A 17,482-nucleotide genomic window follows, 5' to 3' on the forward strand; every position below is an offset into this window, starting at 1 on the left:
GGGGCCAGCCGGTGTCGTCCGCGAGCGGGGGGCTCGGTGGCGGTTCGGGGTTCCAGGTCGCGGTCACGAGAGCAACGTACGGGGCGATCCCTAAAGGCAGGGTAAGGGCGGCGGCCGGTCGCGGCGACTCAGCCGGCGGCCGGCAGCCACAGCGCGAACGCCGCCCCCCGACCGGGCTCGGAGGCCAGGCGGACCTGCCCGCCGTGCGCCTCGGCGACCTGACGGACGATGGTGAGCCCGAGGCCGCTGTGACCCTCCTCACGCCCGGCGCGCGGGTCCCCGCGCCAGAACCGCTGGAACACCCGCTCGTGGTCCTCCGGGGCGATCCCCGGGCCCTCGTCGCTGACCGCCATCCACACCCACGGGCCTTCCCGGCCGGCGGTGACCCGCACCGTGGAACCAGGCGGGCTCACCGCCAGCGCGTTCGCCAGCAGGTTCGCCAGCGCCTGCTGGAGCGCGAGCCGGTCGCCATCCACCCACAGCCCGCCGGGAGCGGCCGAGGCGAGCCGCACCCCCCGCTCCGCGGCCAGCGCATCGAACTCACTGGCCGAGGTCGCCACCACCTCGGCGATGTCGAGCCGTTCGTGAGCGAGGGACAGGCTGCCCTGCCGGGCGTAAACCAGCAGGTCGTCCACCAGCCTGGCCATCCGCTCGGTCGAGCGCTGCACCACCTCGGCGGTCCGTCGCAGGTCCTCGGCGGTGGCATCCGGGTCCGAGAGCGTGACGTCAAGGTTGGTGCGGATCACCGCCAGCGGGTTGCGCAGCTCGTGGGAAGCCTCGTGGATGAACTGGCGCTGGCTCTCGAAGGCCTGATCGATGCGGGCCAGCATGTCGTCGAACGTGTCGGCGAGATGTTTCAGCTCGTCGTCGGGGCCATCGAGGTTGATGCGTCGGCTGAGATCGGTGGCCTGGATCTCCTCGGCCACCGCGGTGATGTCGTCGATGGGCTTGAGCACCCGGCCGGCGACGATCCAGCCGATGGCCACGCTGGAGGCGAAGAGGATCAGCAGCGTCCCGAACGAGTACTGCCGCAGCGTGGCCAGGGCCCGGGCGTTCGCCTCCCGCTCGATGTAGAGGTAGCTGTCGACCTGCTCGATCGGGAACCGGAACGCCCGCCCGTCGGCGGTGACCACCACCCCGTCGCCGACCTTGCGGGTGATGGGCTGGTCGTCCAGGGAGTGCGCCAGCCCCAGGTAGATGATCCCGACGACCAACGCCGCGATGCCGAACAGGATCGTCGAGTAGACGAGGGCGATCCGGGTCCGGATGGACCCGAGCCAGCCCGGCAAGCGCACCGCGGCACGGGCCCGGCGTGGCAGGGAGGGCGCGGTCACGGCTCCGGCAGCCGGTAGCCGCGCCCGATGACCGTCTCGATCAGCGGCGGCTCGCCGCCGGCGGAGAGCTTCTTGCGCAGCGTCCCGACCGTGACCCGCACGGTGTTGGTGAACGGGTCGGCGTGCTCGTCCCACACGTGCTCGAGCAGCGTCTCCTGGGAGAGCACCTCGCCGGGGTGAAGCATGAAGTATCGCAACAGCGAGAACTCCTTGGCGGTGAGGTCGAGCATCCGGCCGGATCGGCTGGCCAGGTGCTTGGCCTCGTCGAGCTCGAGGTCACCGACCCGGATGACCGCTGAGGTGGCGGGGGTGTCGCGCCGCAGCAGCGTGCGGACCCGAGCTGACAGCTCCGGGAACGCGAACGGCTTGACCAGGTAGTCGTCCGCGCCGAGATCCAACCCGGCGACCCGGTCCTCCAGGCTGTCGCGCGCGGTGAGCATCAGGATCCGTGGTTGCGAACTGAGGGTGGGGTCCTGGCGGATCCGCCGGCAGAGCTCCCGCCCGTCGAGGCCCGGCATGGTGATATCCAGGCAGACCAGGTCGTAGGCGTTGACGGTGACCTTGTCGAGCGCTTCGGCGCCGTCGAAGGCCACGTCCACCGCATAGCCCTCACGGCGCAACCCGCGAGCCACCGCCTCGGCCAGATCGACCTCGTCGTCCACCACGAGCACGCGCACGCCGCGACGGTACCGCCACCGCCTCCCCGACCGGTGGGCACCACCGTCGAGCCACGATCGAGCTCCGCTCCACCGATGTCAGCGAGGGACGGGTCCTTTATCTTGAGCTTCGGCCCGTCGTGCTCCACTTCCGCACGGCCACACCCGCATGAGAGGGGTTCCCCACCATGAACGATCCGACGACCGGCCCGGCCGGCCCGCCGCCTGTGGCACCAGGGGCCGCGCCACCCGGCTCCCCCACCGGAGCGGTGGAACCGGCACTGGTGGAGCAGGCCATCTTCGAGGTGAAGAAGGTGATCGTCGGCCAGGACCGGGCCATCGAGCGGCTCTTCGTCTGCCTGCTCGCCGGCGGTCACTGCCTGCTCGAGGGGGTGCCCGGCCTGGCCAAGACCCTGGCGGTGGAGACCCTCGCCACCGTGGTGGGTGGAACCTTCACCCGCCTGCAGTTCACCCCCGACCTGCTCCCCGCGGACATCGTCGGCACCCGCATCTACCGGACGTCCGACGAGCAGTTCGACATCGAGTGGGGCCCGATCTTCGCCAACTTCGTGCTCGCCGACGAGATCAACCGGGCGCCGGCGAAGGTGCAGAGCGCGCTGCTGGAGGTGATGGCCGAGCACCAGGTGTCCGTCGGCGGGGTCACCCGGGAGGTGCCCGAGCCGTTCCTGGTGCTGGCCACCCAGAACCCGATCGAATCCGAGGGCGTCTACCCGCTCCCGGAGGCCCAGCGCGACCGGTTCCTGATGAAGGTGGTGATCGGCTATCCGTCAGCAGCCGAGGAGCTCGAGATCGTGCACCGGATGGGTGTCCACCCCCCGCGAGCCAGCCAGGTGCTCACCCTCGAGCAGCTCCGAGCCCTGCAGGACGCGACGGGCGAGGTCTACGTCGACCACGGCGTGGTCGACTACGCGGTGAACCTGGTGCTGGCCACCCGCACCCCGGCCACGTTCGGCCTGCCCGAGCTGGCCGAGCTGATCTCCTACGGTGCGAGCCCCCGGGCGAGTCTCGGCCTGGTGGCCGGGGCCCGGGCCCTGGCGCTGCTGCGGGGTCGCAGCTATGCGCTGCCCCAGGACGTGTTCGACGTGGCCCCCGACGTGCTGCGCCACCGGCTGGTCCTGAGCTACGAGGCGCTGGCCCAAGGGGTCGGGGTGGAGCACATCCTGGCCCGCCTGCTGAGCACCGTCCCCGCGCCCCGGATCGCTCCCTCGCAGGAGGCGGCGCCGCCGCCGGCGTGGCCCGAGCCCGCTGCGGCCACCCAGCCGTTCCCGAGCCCACCGGGCTGGCCACAGGCCGCCTCGTGACGGCCATGTCCTCGAACCGCGAGCTGCGCGGGGTCCTGAACCGCCCGCCCAGCCTGGCCACCAGCCCCAGCGCGGAGGTGCTCCGCCGCCTGGAGCTGACCATCACCCGCCGGCTCGACGGCATCCTGCAGGGCGACTACCGGGGCCTGGTGCCGGGGCACGGCTCGGATCTGGGCGAGACCCGTGAGTACCAGCCCGGTGACGACGTGCGGCGGATGGACTGGAACGTGACCGCCCGGCTGCGCACCCCGCACATCCGCCAGACCATCGCCGACCGCGAGCTCGAGACCTGGGTGCTGACCGACCTCACCGCCAGCCTGGGGTTCGGCACCGCCGAGTGCGAGAAGCGTGACCTGGCGGTCGCCGCGGTGGCCGCGGTCGGGTTCCTCACGGCCCGGGGCGGCAACCGGGTGGGGGCGGTGACGATGGAAGCCGGTCATCTGGCCACCATCCCGGCCCGGTCGGGCCGGGTGAACCTGCAGGCGCTGCTGCACCGGGTGATCGAGGCGGCGCGGGAGGAGCGGGCCGGAACGGCCGACCTGGAGGCCGCGATCCGGCGGGTGGGGGCCACGATGCGCCGGCGGGGCCTGGCGGTGATCGTGTCGGACTTCCTCGATCGCAGCCCCTGGGAGCGGCCGCTGCGGGCGCTGGCCGCGCACCACGAGGTGCTGGCGGTGGAGGTGGTGGACCCCCGGGAGCTCGAGCTGCCCGACATCGGGGTGGTGCGCCTGGTCGACCCCGAGTCCGGCGCGCAGCTCGAGGTGCAGACCGCCAACGCCAAGCTCCGCCAGCGCTATGCGGCCCGGGCGGCCGAGCAGCGGGCGGAGATCGCCCGCCGGATCCGAGCCGCAGGTGCGGACCACCTGGTGCTGCGCACTGATCGGGACTGGCTGGTGGATCTGGTGCAGTTCGTGGCCCGCCGGCGGGAACGGATCGACGCGTTGACGAGGGTACGGCCATGACGTTCCTGGAACCGCAGCGGCTCTGGCTCCTGCTCGGTGTCGCCGCCTTGGTAGGCGGCTACGTGGCCCTGCAGTGGCGGCGCCGGGCCTACACGGTGAAGTTCACCAACCTCGACCTGCTGGCCTCGGTGGCACCGAGACGCCCGGGCTGGCGGCGGCACCTCCCCGCCGCGGGCTACCTCCTGGCGGCCGCGGCGCTGGTGCTGGCGCTGGCGCAACCCTCGCGGGAGGAGCGGGTGCCGAGGGAGCGGGCCACGATCGTCATGGCGATCGACGTGTCACTGTCGATGCAGGCCACCGACGTCGCCCCCACCCGCATCGAAGCCGCGAAGGACGCGGCGAAGGTGTTCCTCGACATCCTGCCGCCGAAGATCAACGTGGGGCTGGTGGCCTTCAACGGCAACGCGTCGCTCAAGGTGCCGCCCACCACCGATCGCGACCGGGTGAAGGCCGCGATCGACGACCTGGAGCTGGGTGAGCGCACCGCGATCGGGGAGGCGATCTTCACCAGCCTGGACGCGCTCCGCCAGGTGCCCCCCGACGACGAGGGCACGCAGCCGCCGGCGCGCATCGTGTTGATGTCGGACGGCACCACGACCGACGGCCGCCCCAACGAGATGGCCGCGGAAGCCGCCCGGCAGGCGGGCGTGCCGGTGTCGACCATCGCCTTCGGCACCGACCGGGGCACCATCACGGTCCCCGAGGAACCGCTGCCGATCCGGGTGCCGGTGGACCGGCCGGCGCTGCGGGCCATCGCGGACGCCACCGGTGGCAAGTTCTACAGCGCGGGCAGCGAGCAGCAACTCACGGAGGTGTACGAGAACATCGGGTCGTCGGTGGGCTACGTCACCGAGCCCCGGGAGATCACCACCTGGTTCGTCGCCGGGGCGCTGGTGCTGCTGGCGATCACCGGGGCCATGTCGCTGGCGTGGTTCAGCCGCCTGCCCTGACCCTGGCGCAGGCTGGCCCGGGATCACGCGCCAGCGGCCACCTTCTCCGACACCACCCGGCTCGACCCTCCCGGCTGCATGGTGACCCCGTAGAGGCAGTCGGCGGCCTCCATGGTGCGCTTCTGGTGGCTGACGATGATCAGCTGCGCCTCCCGCCGGAACTCGTCGACCAGCCCGAGGAAGCGGTGCAGGTTGATGTCGTCGAGCGCGGCTTCCACCTCGTCCATGACGTAGAAGGGTGAGGGGCGGCTGCGGAACACCGCGAACAGGAACGCCAGCGCGGTCAGGGATCGCTCGCCGCCCGAGAGGAGGGAGAGCTTCTTCACGTTCTTGCCGGACGGCTTGGCCTCCACCTCGATGCCGGTGGCGAGCAGGTTCTCCGGGTCGGTGAGCCGCAGCCGTCCCGTCCCACCGGGGAACAGGGTGGCGAAGAGCTGCTCGAAGTTGGCGGCCACGTCCGCGAACGCGGCGGCGAACACGTTGACGATCTCGCCGTCGATGGCCTTGATGATCTTGGCCAGCTCGCGGCGTGACTCCTTCACGTCATCGAGCTGGTCCTGGAGGAACTGGTGGCGTTCCTGGAGGGCCTCGTACTCCTGCAGCGCCAGCGGGTTGATCGGGCCCATGATGCGCAGCTCGCGTTCGAGCTCGCGGATCCGGGCCGCGGGGGTGACGCCCTCGGGCAGCGGCGGGCAGGCGGCCTCGATGGCCACGGCAGGCTCGGTGTCGAGGTCGCGGCGCAGCGCCTCGACCGCGGTCTCGATCCGCAAGCGGGTCTCGGCCTCGTCGATCTCGAGCCGCTGCATCCGCTCCCGCAGCTCGGCCAACCCGGTCTCGGCTTCGGCGCGCTCCCGGCGGAGCCCGTCGAGCTCGGCGGCCACGGCCCGAGCCGCTTCGCTCTGGCGGCGCCGCCGCTCGCGCAGCTCCTGCAGGACGGTCTCGATCCCGGTGCTGCGCTCGGCGACGAACGCGGCCAGCCGATCGGTGGCGAGCTGGCGGGCGTCGAGCTCGGCCCGCCGTTGCGCAGCCTGCTCGCGCTCGGCCGCCGCGCCCTGGAGGCGCTGCTCGACCTCGGCCAGACGCCGGCTGAGGAACTGCCGGCGCTCGCTGGTGGCCGCGGCCCGCACGTCCAGATCGGCGCGCAGCGCCCCCACCTCGGCGGCCCGCTCCTCCAGGCGGCTGCGGGCCTCGCCCATGCGCCGGCCGGCGTCGGCGTAGGCCTGCTCATCGGCCTCGAGCGCAGGCAGGAGCCGTTCGAGCTCGCCGATCCGGGCCCGCTCCCGGTCCAGCCGCTCGTCGAGCTCGGCCAGGTGGGCCCGCAGGGCGTCGGACTCGGTGGCGGCGTCGCGCCGGTCGGTCTCCACTCGCTGCAGGCCGTCGGCCGCGGCGCTGAGCCGGCCGTCGTTGTCGTCGAGGGACCGGGACAGCTCGGCTTCGACCCGGCGGGCCTCCTCCAGCGCGTGGCGGGCGGCGGCCAGCGCCACGGTGGCCTCCTCGACGGCCAGCGCGGCCTGCTCGGCCCGCCGCTGCGCGTCCTCCAGCGCGGCGCCGGTGGCGCCGGCTCCAGCGCTGCCGATGCGCCAGCCCGTCTCCCCGAAGCGATCACCGTCGGCGGTGACGACGATGGCCTCCGGGTGGGCGAGGGCCACATCGACCGCCTCCGCCCAACCACCGTCGACCACCACCGCGGCGCCGATCAACGTGTCGAGCAGGCGGTCGACCTCGGCCCGGGCACCGCGAACGTGGCGGCGGAGCGGCTCACCGACCGCCGGAGCTGCGCGGACCGGGCGATCGGCGCCGAGGGCCAGCACTGCCCCGGTGAGCGCTTCGCCGTGGAGGGCGTGCAGGGCCTGGCGGGCCGTGGCCGGGCTGTCGACCACCACCGCGGCGAGCGCGTCGCCGGCGGCCGCTTCGAAGGCCGCCTCCCAACCGGGGTCGATCTCCACCACGTCGAGAAGGGTGCCGATCACGCCGTCGATACCGGCCAGACGCTCGGCACCGGCCTTGGAGCGGGCTTCATCGAGGGCGAGGGCCAGCGCCTCGGCTCGGGCCTGCCAGGCGTGCAGCTCACTCTCGGCGTCTCGCCGGGCGTCCTCGGCGGCCGCGACGCTCGCTTCACGCTCGACGCGGGCCCGCTCGGCCGCATCGAGCGACTCGACCAGCGGCAACTCGGCCTGCTCGGCGCCGGCCAGCTCAGCCCGCAGCCGTTCGGCCTCGGCCCCGAGGCGCTCCTGTTTGTCGTCGAGGGCGGCGAGCCGGGCCTGGACCCGGGCGTGGTCGGCCTCGGCCCGCTCGACCGCGGCGCGCAGGGCCGCCAGCTCGCCGCGCACCTCGGCCGCCTGCCCGCTCGGGGCGGGCACCCCGTCTCCCCACTCCTGCTCGAACGCGGCCCGCTCGGCCGCGAGCGCGGCCTCGGCCTCGGCCAGCGCCGCCAGTTGCGGCGCGGTGGCCGCGGCTTCGCGCTCCACCTGCTCGAGCTCGGCCCGGAGGCGGGCCGACTCGGCCTCGAGGGTGGCGATCACCCCTTGGTCGATCGACGCGTTGCGTTCCCGATCGAGGTTTCGCCGGCGTTCGGCCAGCAGCGTGCCCAGGCCCCGGGCGCGCTCGTAGAGGGACTCGAACTGGGCGAGCGAGTCGCCGAGGTCGTCGCCGCCCATGGCCGACAGCCGGGCTTCGGTGGCCAGCACCTCGGTGTCGAGGGCGGCGAGGCGGGACTTGAGGTCGCGCTCGGTGGCGGCGAGCTGGCTGCGCTGGGCGGCGGTGGCCTCCAGGCGCTTCTTGAGCGAGTCGAGCTCCCGGCCGGCGGTGAAGATACGCAGGGCGGTGAGCTCGGCCACCACGTCGCCGTGCTTGCGGGCGGCCTCGGCCTGCCGTTCGAGCGGCCGGAGCTGGCGCCGGACCTCACGCAGCAGATCCTGGAGGCGCAGCAGGTTGCCCTCGGTGGCGGCGAGCCGACGCTCGGACTTCTCCTTGCGCTTGCGGTACTTGAGGACCCCCGCGGCCTCCTCGATGATGAGGCGCCGATCCTCGGGGCGGGCGTTGAGCACCGCGTCGATCTGGCCCTGGCCGATGATAACGTGCTGCTGGCGGCCCACCCCGCTGTCGGAGAGCAGCTCCTGGATGTCGAGCAGCCGGCAGGGCACGCCGTTGAGGGCGTACTCGCTGTCTCCCGAGCGGAACAGCGTGCGGGTGATGGTGACCTCGCTGAACTCGATCGGCAGGATCCCCGAGCTGTTGTCGATGGTGAGGGACACCTCGGCCCGACCGAGCGCGGCCCGCTTGGCGGTACCGGCGAAGATGACGTCGTCCATCTTCTGCGAGCGCACGGCACTCGGGGCCTGCGCGCCCAGCACCCAGGCGATGGCGTCGACCACGTTGGACTTGCCACTGCCGTTGGGGCCGACGACCACGGTGACGCCGGGCTCGAGCTCGAGCGTGGTCGATTCGGCGAAGGACTTGAACCCCTTCAACGTCAGGGATCTCAGGTACACGGCGACTCCGGTGCTGTCCGTCCGGCCGGGCCCCGACGGGCCCGACCTCCCCAAAACGCGACCCTACCGGGTGGCCTCCCGCCGGCTGTTCATCCCCCGGCCGGCTGTTCATCCCCCGACCCGCTCGGGGCGGTGCCCGGGCGTCCTCCCTACGGGGGCTCGGCGAACCAGCTGCCGTCGGCGGCCCGCCTGGCCTGCCAGCCGTGCTCGTGGAGCAGGGCGTGGTGGGCCCAACACACCGCGGCGCCGTTCTCGATGTCGGTGGGCCCACCGTGGTGGTAGGCGCGGAGGTGGTGGATGTCGCAGTCGGTGGCTGGCACCGAGCAACCCGTCACGATGCAGCGGCGGTCGCGAGCCATGATGGCGGCTCGCTGCGCAGGGCTGAACAGGCGCCGGCCCCGCCCGTAGCGCAACACCTCACCCGATCGGCTGAAGACCAGAGCCCGCCAGAGGCTGTCGCATGCGTAGCGCTCGGCCGTCACCCGCGGGACGGGCACACCCGCCGATGTCTCGCAGCGCCCCCGCGGCTCGAACCCACCGCGGATGGTCTCGGAGTCGACCAGGATCGTGAAGGCCCGGTCAGGGCTGGGACGCCTCCCCGATCGATGGTTGCTCGCTCCCCGATCGACCAGCTGACACAAGGCGTCGAATCGGCGCTGGCTGCGGGACCGCCGGCACAGCGCCTCGGGCGGATCGAGCGGGGCATGGTCGTCGAGCCGATGGACCAGCGCGGCGATGTCGGCGGACAGGCCGCGCGCGTGCAGCTCACCCATCGACCCGTGGTAGCTGACCCACACACCGCGTTGGTCGTGGATCGCGCTCGGCTCGCCCCGACCCAGCTGGTCATCGGCATAGGACGCCCAGCGGGTGGCCACCACGCCGAGCTCGTCCACGGGTAAGCGGAGCGCGAGATCGCAGAGCAGGTCACGGTCGCGCTCGAAGACCGCCCGGCGCGCACCGATGACGACCCGGGCCAGCACCCGCACGTGATCGGCGGTCACCTCGCCGGCAGCGAGCAGCTTGGCCAGCCGCTCGCACCAGCACAACAGGCGCGCGGCCCTCACCGTGGCCCGGCCGTCGCGCTCCGTCAGCGAACAACGAGCTGCAAGCCACGACACCGGCGACCCGCCCCCGTCGGCTTTCCAGGTGTGGCGCTCGAGCGCCGACGCGGCGTGCAAGAGCAACGCCGCGTCGGCCCGCTCCCGCGCCTGGGCCACCAGCTCCAGTGCCGAGATGAGCCCAGGCTCCGAGAGCTCCCCAGGGTTGCTCGCCGCGACCTCCCGGGACGCACCCACCATCGTATCGAACATATGTTCGATACGAGGTTCCTACCCCTCCCCCGGTCAAGCGACGGCGTTGCGCAGGGGCAAACGGCCCGACACCCAGGGTTCTCCCGCGAGTGACCGGGCGGTTCCCAAGTGCTCGCGAAACCTTTCGGGTGAGATCGCCCCTCGTGCACCCCGACGTCAGCTCGACGTCGACTCGCCTTCCTACCGTCCCTCCGTCCGATACCGGATACACGACGGAGGAGCGCAGATGGGATTGCGGAGATGGAGGAGATGGAGACGAGCCGCGGCAGTCGTCGGCGGGGCCGGGCTGACGATGCTGAGCACGCTGCCGGCTTCCGCGGCGACGGCGATCGGTCCGAGCACGACGACCGCGCCGTACGTGCTGCCCGACGCGACGGGCGTGGACATCCACTCCCTGCTGACCGTGTCGGACACCGGCGCGGCCACCAACGGCTACGAGATGGTGGGAATCCCTGACGGCCTCGGGGCCTACCGGTCCGGCAGGAACGTGCGGGTGCTGATGAACCACGAGTTGGGCGCCAGCTCGGGCGCGGTCCGCAAGCATGGGCAGCGGGGCGCATTCGTCTCCGACCTCACCCTGCGGACGACCACCGGCGAGGTGACCAAGGGCGAAGACCTGATCGACCCCGGCGTGCGCTACTACGACTACCTCACCGACACCTACGCAAAGTCCCCGAACGGCTCGGGACTCAACGTGACGACCGGACGGGCATTCCCCGCGTACAACGCGGCCTTCGCCCGGTTCTGCTCGGGCACGCTGGCCGAAAAGGGACGCCTGTACAACCCGGTGACGGGCAACGGGTACCGCAACGCCATCTGGATGGCGAACGAGGAGTCCGGCGACGAGGGCCGGGTGTTCGGGGTGACCACCGCGGGGAAGGCCTACCAGCTCCCCCGGCTGGGGCTCGCCTCCTGGGAGAACATGGTGCCCGCTCCGAACGAGACCGACACCACCACGGTGATGGGCCTCGAGGACGGGCCGTCCACCGGGAGCCAGCTGTGGATCTACACCGGCACCAAGACTTCGAGCGGGAGCCCGATGGACCGAGCCGGCCTCACGAACGGCACGAACCACGTGCTGCAGGTGGGTGGCGGCCCCCTGAGCGACGCGGGACTTCGGGCGATGATCGCCGCCGATCCCGACGGCAAGGTGGACTGGACCCTCAGTGAGGTGGACTGGCGCCAGAGCGGTGCAGCCCAGAACGCCGAGGCGCTCGCCGAAGGCGTGAACTTCAACCGGGTGGAGGACGGTGAGTTCGACCCGCACGACAAGAACGTCTTCTACTTCGTCACCACCCAAGGCGGCGTGGGCGCGACCTCGGGCATTGCCGGTCGTGACGGTGGTGGCCTGTGGCGCCTCACGTTCAACGACGTGGAGAACCCGGCCGCGGGCGGCACGATCGAACTGCTGCTCGACGGCTCGGAGGCGATCCAGCTCAACAAGCCGGACAACCTGACCATCGACCGGGACAACGGGATCATCCTCATCCAGGAGGACCCGGGCAACAACAACCACCGGGCCCGGATCGTGGCCTACCGCATCGCGGATGGTGCGACGGCCTCATTGGCCTCGTTCGATGCGGCCCTGTTCGCGCCGGGCGCGCCGGGGCTGCTCACCCTCGACGAGGAGTCCAGCGGGATCATCGACGTGACCGACCTCGGGTTCGCGGCACCGAAGGGGTTGCTGCCCGGTAGCTACCCGAACGGCGGGGTGTTCCTCTTCGATGCCCAGGTCCACACGGCATCCGGTCTCGACAACGCTGCCATGCAGGTGGAGCGTGGGCAGCTGCTGATCATGGCGGTGGCGGACTGGGACACGATTCTCGGCCCGGTGACGCCGATCGTGCCGTGACCATGCCCGACCGGTGCAGCTCCCGCACCACGACGAGGGAGGCCCCGCCGAAGGCGGGGCCTCCTCCCGTTCGAGCGCGCGCTCGGCGGGGTGGTCCAGCCTGGGCGGTGGCCGTCTCGGTACTGGCGGTGTTCCTAGCGATGCTGGCGGCGTGCTCGAGTGGATCCCGCGAAGAGGAGCCGACTACCGAAGCCGGCGGGGTGCCGGCGCCCACCACTCGCGGCCCGGTGGACGAGGGACTCCCGACGGCTCCCGCGGCCGGCAACATGGGAACCGCAACGGACGACGAGGTGACCTCGAGCGGTCCGATCACGAGTGGATCGATCCCGGCCCCCACCCAGGCGGTCGGCCCGCTCCGCGACGCTTACACGGCGAGCTTCGAGGCCACCTGCCGGTCGATCTGGTCGATCGCCCCCGCTGGCGAACTGGTGGATCCGGACGATCCGGGCACCCCGCTCACCGTGGAGGACTGCCTCGCGGATCTCGACCCCGGCCAGGGCGAGAACTTCGCCGATCCGCTCATCGCATCAGCCGGCGGGCGGGCAGATGCAGCCGACGTGGCCGCGTCGCTGTCGTCAGTGCGGAGGCTGTGCGTGCCGGGGGGCGGCCCCTGCTGGTCGCCGTGAGCGGAGTAGCCGAGCCGAACACGCCTCGGCTCGAGTCGCGCCCCGATTGGTCGGTCAGTCGGGGTAGCAGGCGCAGGACCCGCCACAGGGGCCCTGAGGGGCCGCCGGCGGGCTGGCGGTGGCGCTGGCGCTGAACACCGACAGCAGGCGCCTGGCGCCGGGGTGACCCGACGGGCAGGTCGCCACCTCCGCCGACTCGCTCATCGGGCGGCGCTGCTCACTCGTCGCACACCAGGCAGCGGTACTCGTAGCGAGGCATGCGATCAGCGTACCGAAGGCGCGACCGGTGTCCCCGGTGGAGCCGGCCGGTCGACCGCTCAGCCGAGGGTGATCAGCGCAGGGAGGCGATCACCGCGTCGGCGAGCTCGGTGAGCTGCTGGTCGGTGGGTTGCTGGTCGGTCAGGTTGAGCGCAACCACCACGGTGCGGTCCCCGGTGCGGACGAACAGCGATCTCCCGCTGGTGCCGCCCCCGGCAGCGTCGTTGAACCCGTCAGCGACGAACGCCTGATCGCCGAGGTCGGTCACCGTCGTGGTGGTCACGGCGGCGTACGCGCCGACGAGCTGGTCGTAGTAGCCGCTGCCGGCGATGGTGACCGCGATCTCGCCGCCATCCGCAGCCTCCCACCGACAGGAACTGCCACCAGCGAAGCCCGGGATCGGCCCGTCGATGACCGGCACGGCGCCGAGCACCGCGGTCACGAGGTCCTCGCTGAGCGTCTGACAGATCGCCATGCCGGTGGTCGTGCCTCCGCTGAGATCACAACCTGCCAACAGGGCCTGGAACGCCGCCGCCACCTGAGCGGTCTCGAGCCGGGCGAAGGCCTGGTCGAGCTCGGCGGCGAACCCTCGGGCGGCGCCCTCCAGTGTGGTCTGGTCGAGAGCCGCGGGAAGACGCCCGGAGCTGAGGTCCATGGGGACGAGGGCATCGATCTCGCTGTCGCTGAGGCCGGCCTGACGTAGCCGATCGACCCCTTGTGCGAGCGTGGATGCGATCTCGGCGAATGCCGCCGACGGGGCTCCGGTGGTGGCCGTCGCGGCTGCGGCGAAGACCCGCTGGAGGCTCGGTGACGCCATGAGCACGAGGACGTCCTGGCCGGCACCGGCGCCCACCGTCACCGGTGTGGTCAACGCCGGGGTGGTGTTCAGATCGCTGAACGCGCCGGTCAGGCCGAGCGCGACCATCGCGGGTCCCGCGTCGCTGATGGCGCTGCAGAAGGCCGCTCGGACCTGATCGTCGGGCTGAGCCATTGTCGTCGCTGGCGCGGGCTGCGTGCTGGGGGTCGACGAGCCCCCCGACGATTCTCGACCGCAGGCGGTGGACGCCAGCACCAGCACGGATGCCAACGCCACCGCGACGATCGGTCCCCTCCTCTGCCGCCGCATCATCTGCCACCGTGCCATCTGCCACCGTGTCATCTCAGAGACCTCCGGAGTCCGTGTTCGATGATGGTGCGCCACGGCGCTGGTCATAGCGCACCGAGCCTCTCCAGCAGCAGTTCGCGCAGGACCGTCGCCCCGGAGTGCTGGACGTCGCGGGTTGCGGTCACCAAGGCGACCGGGCGATCGGCGGCGATGGCGACCAGGTGATCGACCACGTCCGACGCAGGGGCTCGGTCCAACTCGTCGCGGTAGCGCTGCCGGAACTCAGGGAACTTGGCGGGGTCGTGGCCGTACCACCGTCGAAGGTCGCTGGTGGGGGCGAGGTCGGTCGACCACTCGTCGAGCGCCGCGGCGTCCTTGCTGACACCACGGGGCCAGAGGCGGTCGACCAGGATCCGGTAGGCACCGGGCTCATGGGTGCCGTCGTAGGCCCGCACGACCGTCACCTGAGGTGTGCGAGCAGGCCTGGCGGTCCGGTGGGGATCACGTCGCGGCATCGGAACCACCCCACGATTCGAAGCTCGGCCCACCGTAACCGAGGTTGGCAGTGATCCGTCAGCGGCGCTCGTGAGAGCGCGCACCACAGGCGCGGCGCGCGAGCCGATTGCCAGGACCAGTCGGTACGGTGATGCGGGGCCGGCCGCCCGATGGGTTCGGACGGCTCGATGGGTGAGGTGCCACCCGATGGGTAGGGGGAGTCGGGTGGGGCCGGGCCCGGATCCCGCGGTCGTTGGAATGGTCTCGAAGGAGGTCTGACGATGGTCGCCTTGGCTGGCACGTTCGACATCCTCCAGGTCGACGAGGTGCTCACCTTGCTGGCCGATCACCGCTGTACCGGCCGGCTGCGAGTGCGAACCGGCGCGCACCACCTCTTGATCACACTCGACGGGGGGTTGGTCGTGGGTGCCACCTCGAGCAACGGCGCCGCCAGTGACGGGACCTGGCAGCGACTGGTGGAGGAGGTCTGCTGCGAGGCGCTGCGTACCCGGCGGGGAACCTTCGAGGTGTCGGTCGAGCGCGAGGTGAGGGCTGCGGCTGGCACGCCTCTGGCCGTGAGCGAGGTCCTGGCCGGAGCGCGGCGCCGGGCGGAGGCCTGGGAGCGGATCGAGCGGGTGATCCCCTCTGTCGAGGTGGTGCCACGGCTTGCCGAGCGGGTACGGCCGGATCCGCTGATCGTAGAACCGGATCGATGGAAACTGATCGTCGCCATCGATGGGCGTCACCCGATCGCCTCGATCGCCCGGAGGCTCCGCATGGATCCTCTGCGCTTCTGCGAACTGCTCCTGCCACTAGTGGAGCGGGGTGCGGTGTTGCTCGACGAACCCCCGAAGCACGTGCAGACGAACGGAGCAGCACGAACGCCTCGCCCCAAGCCGTCGCGCTCGGGCTCGCAACGTTCGAATGTCCGCCTCCTCCCCCCGGCTGGGTTGCCCGCGGATGGGGCGGGGCCGGACGCCGGCGGGGAGCGACGCAGGGAGCCCGCGCCCGATACCGCACTGGAGCCGCCATCGGCTGAGGGAGGGGCGCCCGCGGTGGCACCGCCCGATGAAGCTGAGCTCGTGGCCGCTGCTGAACCGGCGTGAGCAGCGGACCTCGGGGCTCGCGTGACGCTGCGGCGGCGAAGCGAGAATGGTGCCGTGCGCAGAACCGGGGCACGCCGACTCAGGCTGAGGGTGTCGATAGCTGCTGGAGCGCTGCTCACCATCGGGGGCGATGCTCGGGCCAGTTCTGATCGCAAACGGGACTGCCGCGCGTGGAGGTGACATCTGAGCTGTGGCGCTGGGAGGCGCCGCTGAGAGGATGTTCACCATGCCGAAGCCGTATCCGAAGGAGTTCCGCGAAGATGTTGTCCGGGTCGCTCGTAGCCGTGAGCCCGGTGTGCGGCTCAAGGACGGCGCCGCCGATTTCGGGGTCAGCGAGTCGTGCGGGCGCAACTGGTTGGCCCGTGCTGACCGTGACGACGGCATCAAGCCGGGGCCGACGAGCGCCGAGCTGGTCGAGCTGCGGGAGCTGAAGAAGTGCAACCGGCTCCTCGAGCAGGAGAACGAGGTGCTGCGCCGGGCCGCGGCCTATCTGTCCCAGGCGAACCTGCCGGGAAAATGATGTTCCCGCTCGTGCGTGAGTTGGCCGTCGACGGGATCCCCGTCGCGGTGACGTGCCGGGTCCTCAAGCTGTGTCGCCAGCAGTACTACCGGTGGCTCAAAGAACCGGTCACCGACGCCCAGCTCGAGGAGGCCTACCTCGCGAACGCGATCTTCGACGCGCATCGCGATGATCCCGAGTTCGGGTATCGGTTCCTCGCCGATGAGGTCCGTCTCGGCGACCACCCCGACGTATCGGACCGGGTGGTGTGGCGGATCTGTCGGGACAACCGCTGGTGGTCCCGGTTCGGCAAACCCAAACGGCACAAGGGGTCCAAGCCCGGTACGCCGTCCCACGATGACCTGGTGCGCCGGAACTTCACCGCCGATGCCCCGAACCAGATCTGGGTCTCGGACATCACCGAGCACTGGACCGACGAAGGCAAGCTGTACTGCTGCGCGATCAAGGACTTGTTCTCCAACCGGATCGTCGGTTGGGCCATCGATTCCCGCATGAAGGCCCGCCTCGTGGTCGCCGCGATCGAGATGGCCATCACCCGGCGAGGCGGCAACGTCGCGGGCTGCATCCTGCACTCGGACCGAGGCAGCCAATGTCGCTCTCGGAAGGTCCACCGGGCCTTGGCCCGCCACGGGCTGGTCGGCTCGATGGGCCAGGTCGGCTCCGCCGGCGACAACGCAGCGATGGAATCGTTCTTCGCGCTCCTCCAAAAGAACGTGCTCGACCGCCGTCCCCGTTGGGCCACCCGCAACGAGCTCCGCATCGAGATCGTGACCTGGATCGAACGCACCTACCACCACCGGCGCCGCCAGGCCGCCCTCGGCCGGTTGACCCCAATCGAGTACGAGATCACCATGACCCCAAAGACGGCAACCGCCGCCTGACCCAACCTGTCACCTCCACGCGCGGCAGTCCCAGGGATCAGGTGGTGAGGATGCGTGACCGCTCAACGAAGGGCGAGGCGCTCGCCTCGCCAGGACGCGGCGTCTGACGTTGCGTGACGCAGCTGAGAGGCGTCGCTCAACGAAGGGCGAGGCGCTCGCCTCGCCAGGACCCGGGAGTTTCCTGCGGATCGACATGCGCACCCGAGAGCGCTCAACGAAGGGCGAGGCGCTCGCCTCGCCAGGACCATTGGCTCTGGGATGAGCTGGGCGATGTGCTCATGTGTTCGCTCAACGAAGGGCGAGGCGCTCGCCTCGCCAGGACACACCGGCCGTCAGCGTCGGTCTGGAGTCTCGGATCCGCTCAACGAAGGGCGAGGCGCTCGCCTCGCCAGGACCGGGGAAGGGTTGGATGACGAGCGTCTCGCGGCGCTCGCTCAACGAAGGGCGAGGCGCTCGCCTCGCCAGGACGCGGAAAGGACGATCACCCCGGGTGACAGGAGCGTGAACCGCTCAACGAAGGGCGAGGCGCTCGCCTCGCCAGGACACGTCTGGGCGGCGACCAGGCCGGACTCGGCGGCGGCCGCTCAACGAAGGGCGAGGCGCTCGCCTCGCCC

General features: G+C 71.5%; 14 protein-coding genes and 1 CRISPR repeat array. Of the genes, 7 read left to right on the forward strand and 7 right to left on the reverse strand.

The genetic code is table 11. The annotated features are described in order from the left end of the window. Positions 1 to 128 precede the first annotated feature (128 nt). Positions 129 to 1,334 (reverse strand): sensor histidine kinase, encoded by a 1,206-nt coding sequence (locus V7004_RS11025; protein ID WP_334143995.1) that lies wholly within the window; start codon positions 1,332 to 1,334, stop codon positions 129 to 131. After that, positions 1,331 to 2,011 carry a response regulator transcription factor gene (locus V7004_RS11030; protein ID WP_334143996.1) on the reverse strand — a complete coding sequence of 227 codons (681 nt, stop codon included), beginning with the start codon at positions 2,009 to 2,011 and terminating at the stop codon, positions 1,331 to 1,333. Before V7004_RS11030 ends, V7004_RS11025 begins: the two co-directional genes overlap by 4 nt. A gap of 167 nt (positions 2,012 to 2,178) precedes the next feature. On the opposite strand from V7004_RS11030, the gene V7004_RS11035 reads away from it, so the two are divergent. The 3 genes from V7004_RS11035 to V7004_RS11045 are packed head-to-tail and all read left to right on the forward strand — an operon-like array spanning position 2,179 to position 5,224. Next, a complete protein-coding gene (locus V7004_RS11035; protein WP_334143997.1) occupies positions 2,179 to 3,312 on the forward strand; it encodes an AAA family ATPase in 1,134 nt (377 codons plus the stop codon). 5 nt (positions 3,313 to 3,317) lie between these two features. After that, the gene (locus tag V7004_RS11040; protein ID WP_334143999.1) at positions 3,318 to 4,274 is read left to right on the forward strand and encodes a DUF58 domain-containing protein; all 957 of its coding nucleotides are present in this window, start codon (positions 3,318 to 3,320) and stop codon (positions 4,272 to 4,274) included. Next, entirely contained in the window at positions 4,271 to 5,224 is a 954-nt protein-coding gene (locus tag V7004_RS11045; protein ID WP_334144000.1) for a VWA domain-containing protein, read from the forward strand. The genes V7004_RS11040 and V7004_RS11045 overlap by 4 nt, the downstream gene beginning before the upstream one ends. Positions 5,225 to 5,247: 23 nt before the next feature. Here the strand turns inward: V7004_RS11045 and smc are convergent, their stop codons facing one another. Both smc and V7004_RS11055 read right to left on the reverse strand, forming a co-directional pair. Then, on the reverse strand, positions 5,248 to 8,715 hold the full coding sequence (gene smc, locus V7004_RS11050; protein ID WP_334144002.1) for a chromosome segregation protein SMC: 3,468 nt from the start codon (positions 8,713 to 8,715) through the stop codon (positions 5,248 to 5,250). Between the two features lie 149 nt (positions 8,716 to 8,864). After that, a complete protein-coding gene (locus V7004_RS11055) occupies positions 8,865 to 10,025 on the reverse strand; it encodes an HNH endonuclease signature motif containing protein (protein ID WP_334144004.1) in 1,161 nt (386 codons plus the stop codon). A gap of 292 nt (positions 10,026 to 10,317) precedes the next feature. Here V7004_RS11055 and V7004_RS11060 point away from each other — a divergent pair, with 292 nt between their 5' ends. Then, positions 10,318 to 11,877 (forward strand): hypothetical protein, encoded by a 1,560-nt coding sequence (locus tag V7004_RS11060; RefSeq protein WP_334144005.1) that lies wholly within the window; start codon positions 10,318 to 10,320, stop codon positions 11,875 to 11,877. Between the two features lie 266 nt (positions 11,878 to 12,143). Beyond that, positions 12,144 to 12,503 carry a hypothetical protein gene (locus V7004_RS11065; protein ID WP_334144006.1) on the forward strand — a complete coding sequence of 120 codons (360 nt, stop codon included), beginning with the start codon at positions 12,144 to 12,146 and terminating at the stop codon, positions 12,501 to 12,503. Positions 12,504 to 12,557: 54 nt separating this feature from the next. On the opposite strand, the gene V7004_RS11070 is transcribed toward V7004_RS11065, so the two are convergent. From V7004_RS11070 to V7004_RS11080, 3 genes are all read right to left on the reverse strand, one after another. Next, positions 12,558 to 12,707 (reverse strand): hypothetical protein, encoded by a 150-nt coding sequence (locus V7004_RS11070; RefSeq protein ID WP_334144007.1) that lies wholly within the window; start codon positions 12,705 to 12,707, stop codon positions 12,558 to 12,560. Between the two features lie 127 nt (positions 12,708 to 12,834). Then, entirely contained in the window at positions 12,835 to 13,752 is a 918-nt protein-coding gene (locus V7004_RS11075; RefSeq protein WP_334144008.1) for a hypothetical protein, read from the reverse strand. A gap of 218 nt (positions 13,753 to 13,970) precedes the next feature. After that, positions 13,971 to 14,330, reverse strand: coding sequence for a DUF488 domain-containing protein (locus tag V7004_RS11080; RefSeq protein ID WP_334144009.1), 360 nt, complete (start codon positions 14,328 to 14,330; stop codon positions 13,971 to 13,973). A 312-nt stretch (positions 14,331 to 14,642) separates the two neighbouring features. Here V7004_RS11080 and V7004_RS11085 point away from each other — a divergent pair, with 312 nt between their 5' ends. After that, positions 14,643 to 15,467, forward strand: coding sequence for a DUF4388 domain-containing protein (locus V7004_RS11085; protein ID WP_334144010.1), 825 nt, complete (start codon positions 14,643 to 14,645; stop codon positions 15,465 to 15,467). 226 nt (positions 15,468 to 15,693) lie between these two features. Continuing rightward, positions 15,694 to 16,868 (forward strand): IS3 family transposase gene (locus V7004_RS11090; protein ID WP_334144011.1). Its coding sequence is split into 2 segments (ribosomal slippage): positions 15,694 to 15,978 and positions 15,981 to 16,868, totalling 1,173 coding nucleotides; the frame shifts between segments, so codons are not numbered across the junction. Positions 16,869 to 16,927: 59 nt separating this feature from the next. Beyond that, positions 16,928 to 17,412: direct repeats of the CRISPR family, unit length 37 nt; unit sequence CGCTCAACGAAGGGCGAGGCGCTCGCCTCGCCAGGAC. Positions 17,413 to 17,482: the final 70 nt, after the last annotated feature.

It is taken from the genome of Rhabdothermincola sp. (assembly GCF_036846205.1).
Classification (GTDB): domain Bacteria; phylum Actinomycetota; class Acidimicrobiia; order Acidimicrobiales; family Acidimicrobilacustridaceae; genus Rhabdothermincola.

Excerpts from the sequence above, each read along its gene's own strand:
- V7004_RS11075 (WP_334144008.1), bottom strand. The coding sequence starts at position 13,752 with ATGGCTCAGCCCGACGATCAGGTCCGAGCGGCCTTCTGCAGCGCCATC.
- V7004_RS11040 (WP_334143999.1), top strand. The coding sequence starts at position 3,318 with ATGTCCTCGAACCGCGAGCTGCGCGGGGTCCTGAACCGCCCGCCCAGC.
- V7004_RS11085 (WP_334144010.1), top strand. The coding sequence starts at position 14,643 with ATGGTCGCCTTGGCTGGCACGTTCGACATCCTCCAGGTCGACGAGGTG.
- V7004_RS11055 (WP_334144004.1), bottom strand. The coding sequence starts at position 10,025 with ATGTTCGATACGATGGTGGGTGCGTCCCGGGAGGTCGCGGCGAGCAAC.
- V7004_RS11035 (WP_334143997.1), top strand. The coding sequence starts at position 2,179 with ATGAACGATCCGACGACCGGCCCGGCCGGCCCGCCGCCTGTGGCACCA.
- V7004_RS11060 (WP_334144005.1), top strand. The coding sequence starts at position 10,318 with ATGCTGAGCACGCTGCCGGCTTCCGCGGCGACGGCGATCGGTCCGAGC.
- V7004_RS11045 (WP_334144000.1), top strand. The coding sequence starts at position 4,271 with ATGACGTTCCTGGAACCGCAGCGGCTCTGGCTCCTGCTCGGTGTCGCC.
- V7004_RS11070 (WP_334144007.1), bottom strand. The coding sequence starts at position 12,707 with ATGAGCGAGTCGGCGGAGGTGGCGACCTGCCCGTCGGGTCACCCCGGC.
- V7004_RS11065 (WP_334144006.1), top strand. The coding sequence starts at position 12,144 with ATGGGAACCGCAACGGACGACGAGGTGACCTCGAGCGGTCCGATCACG.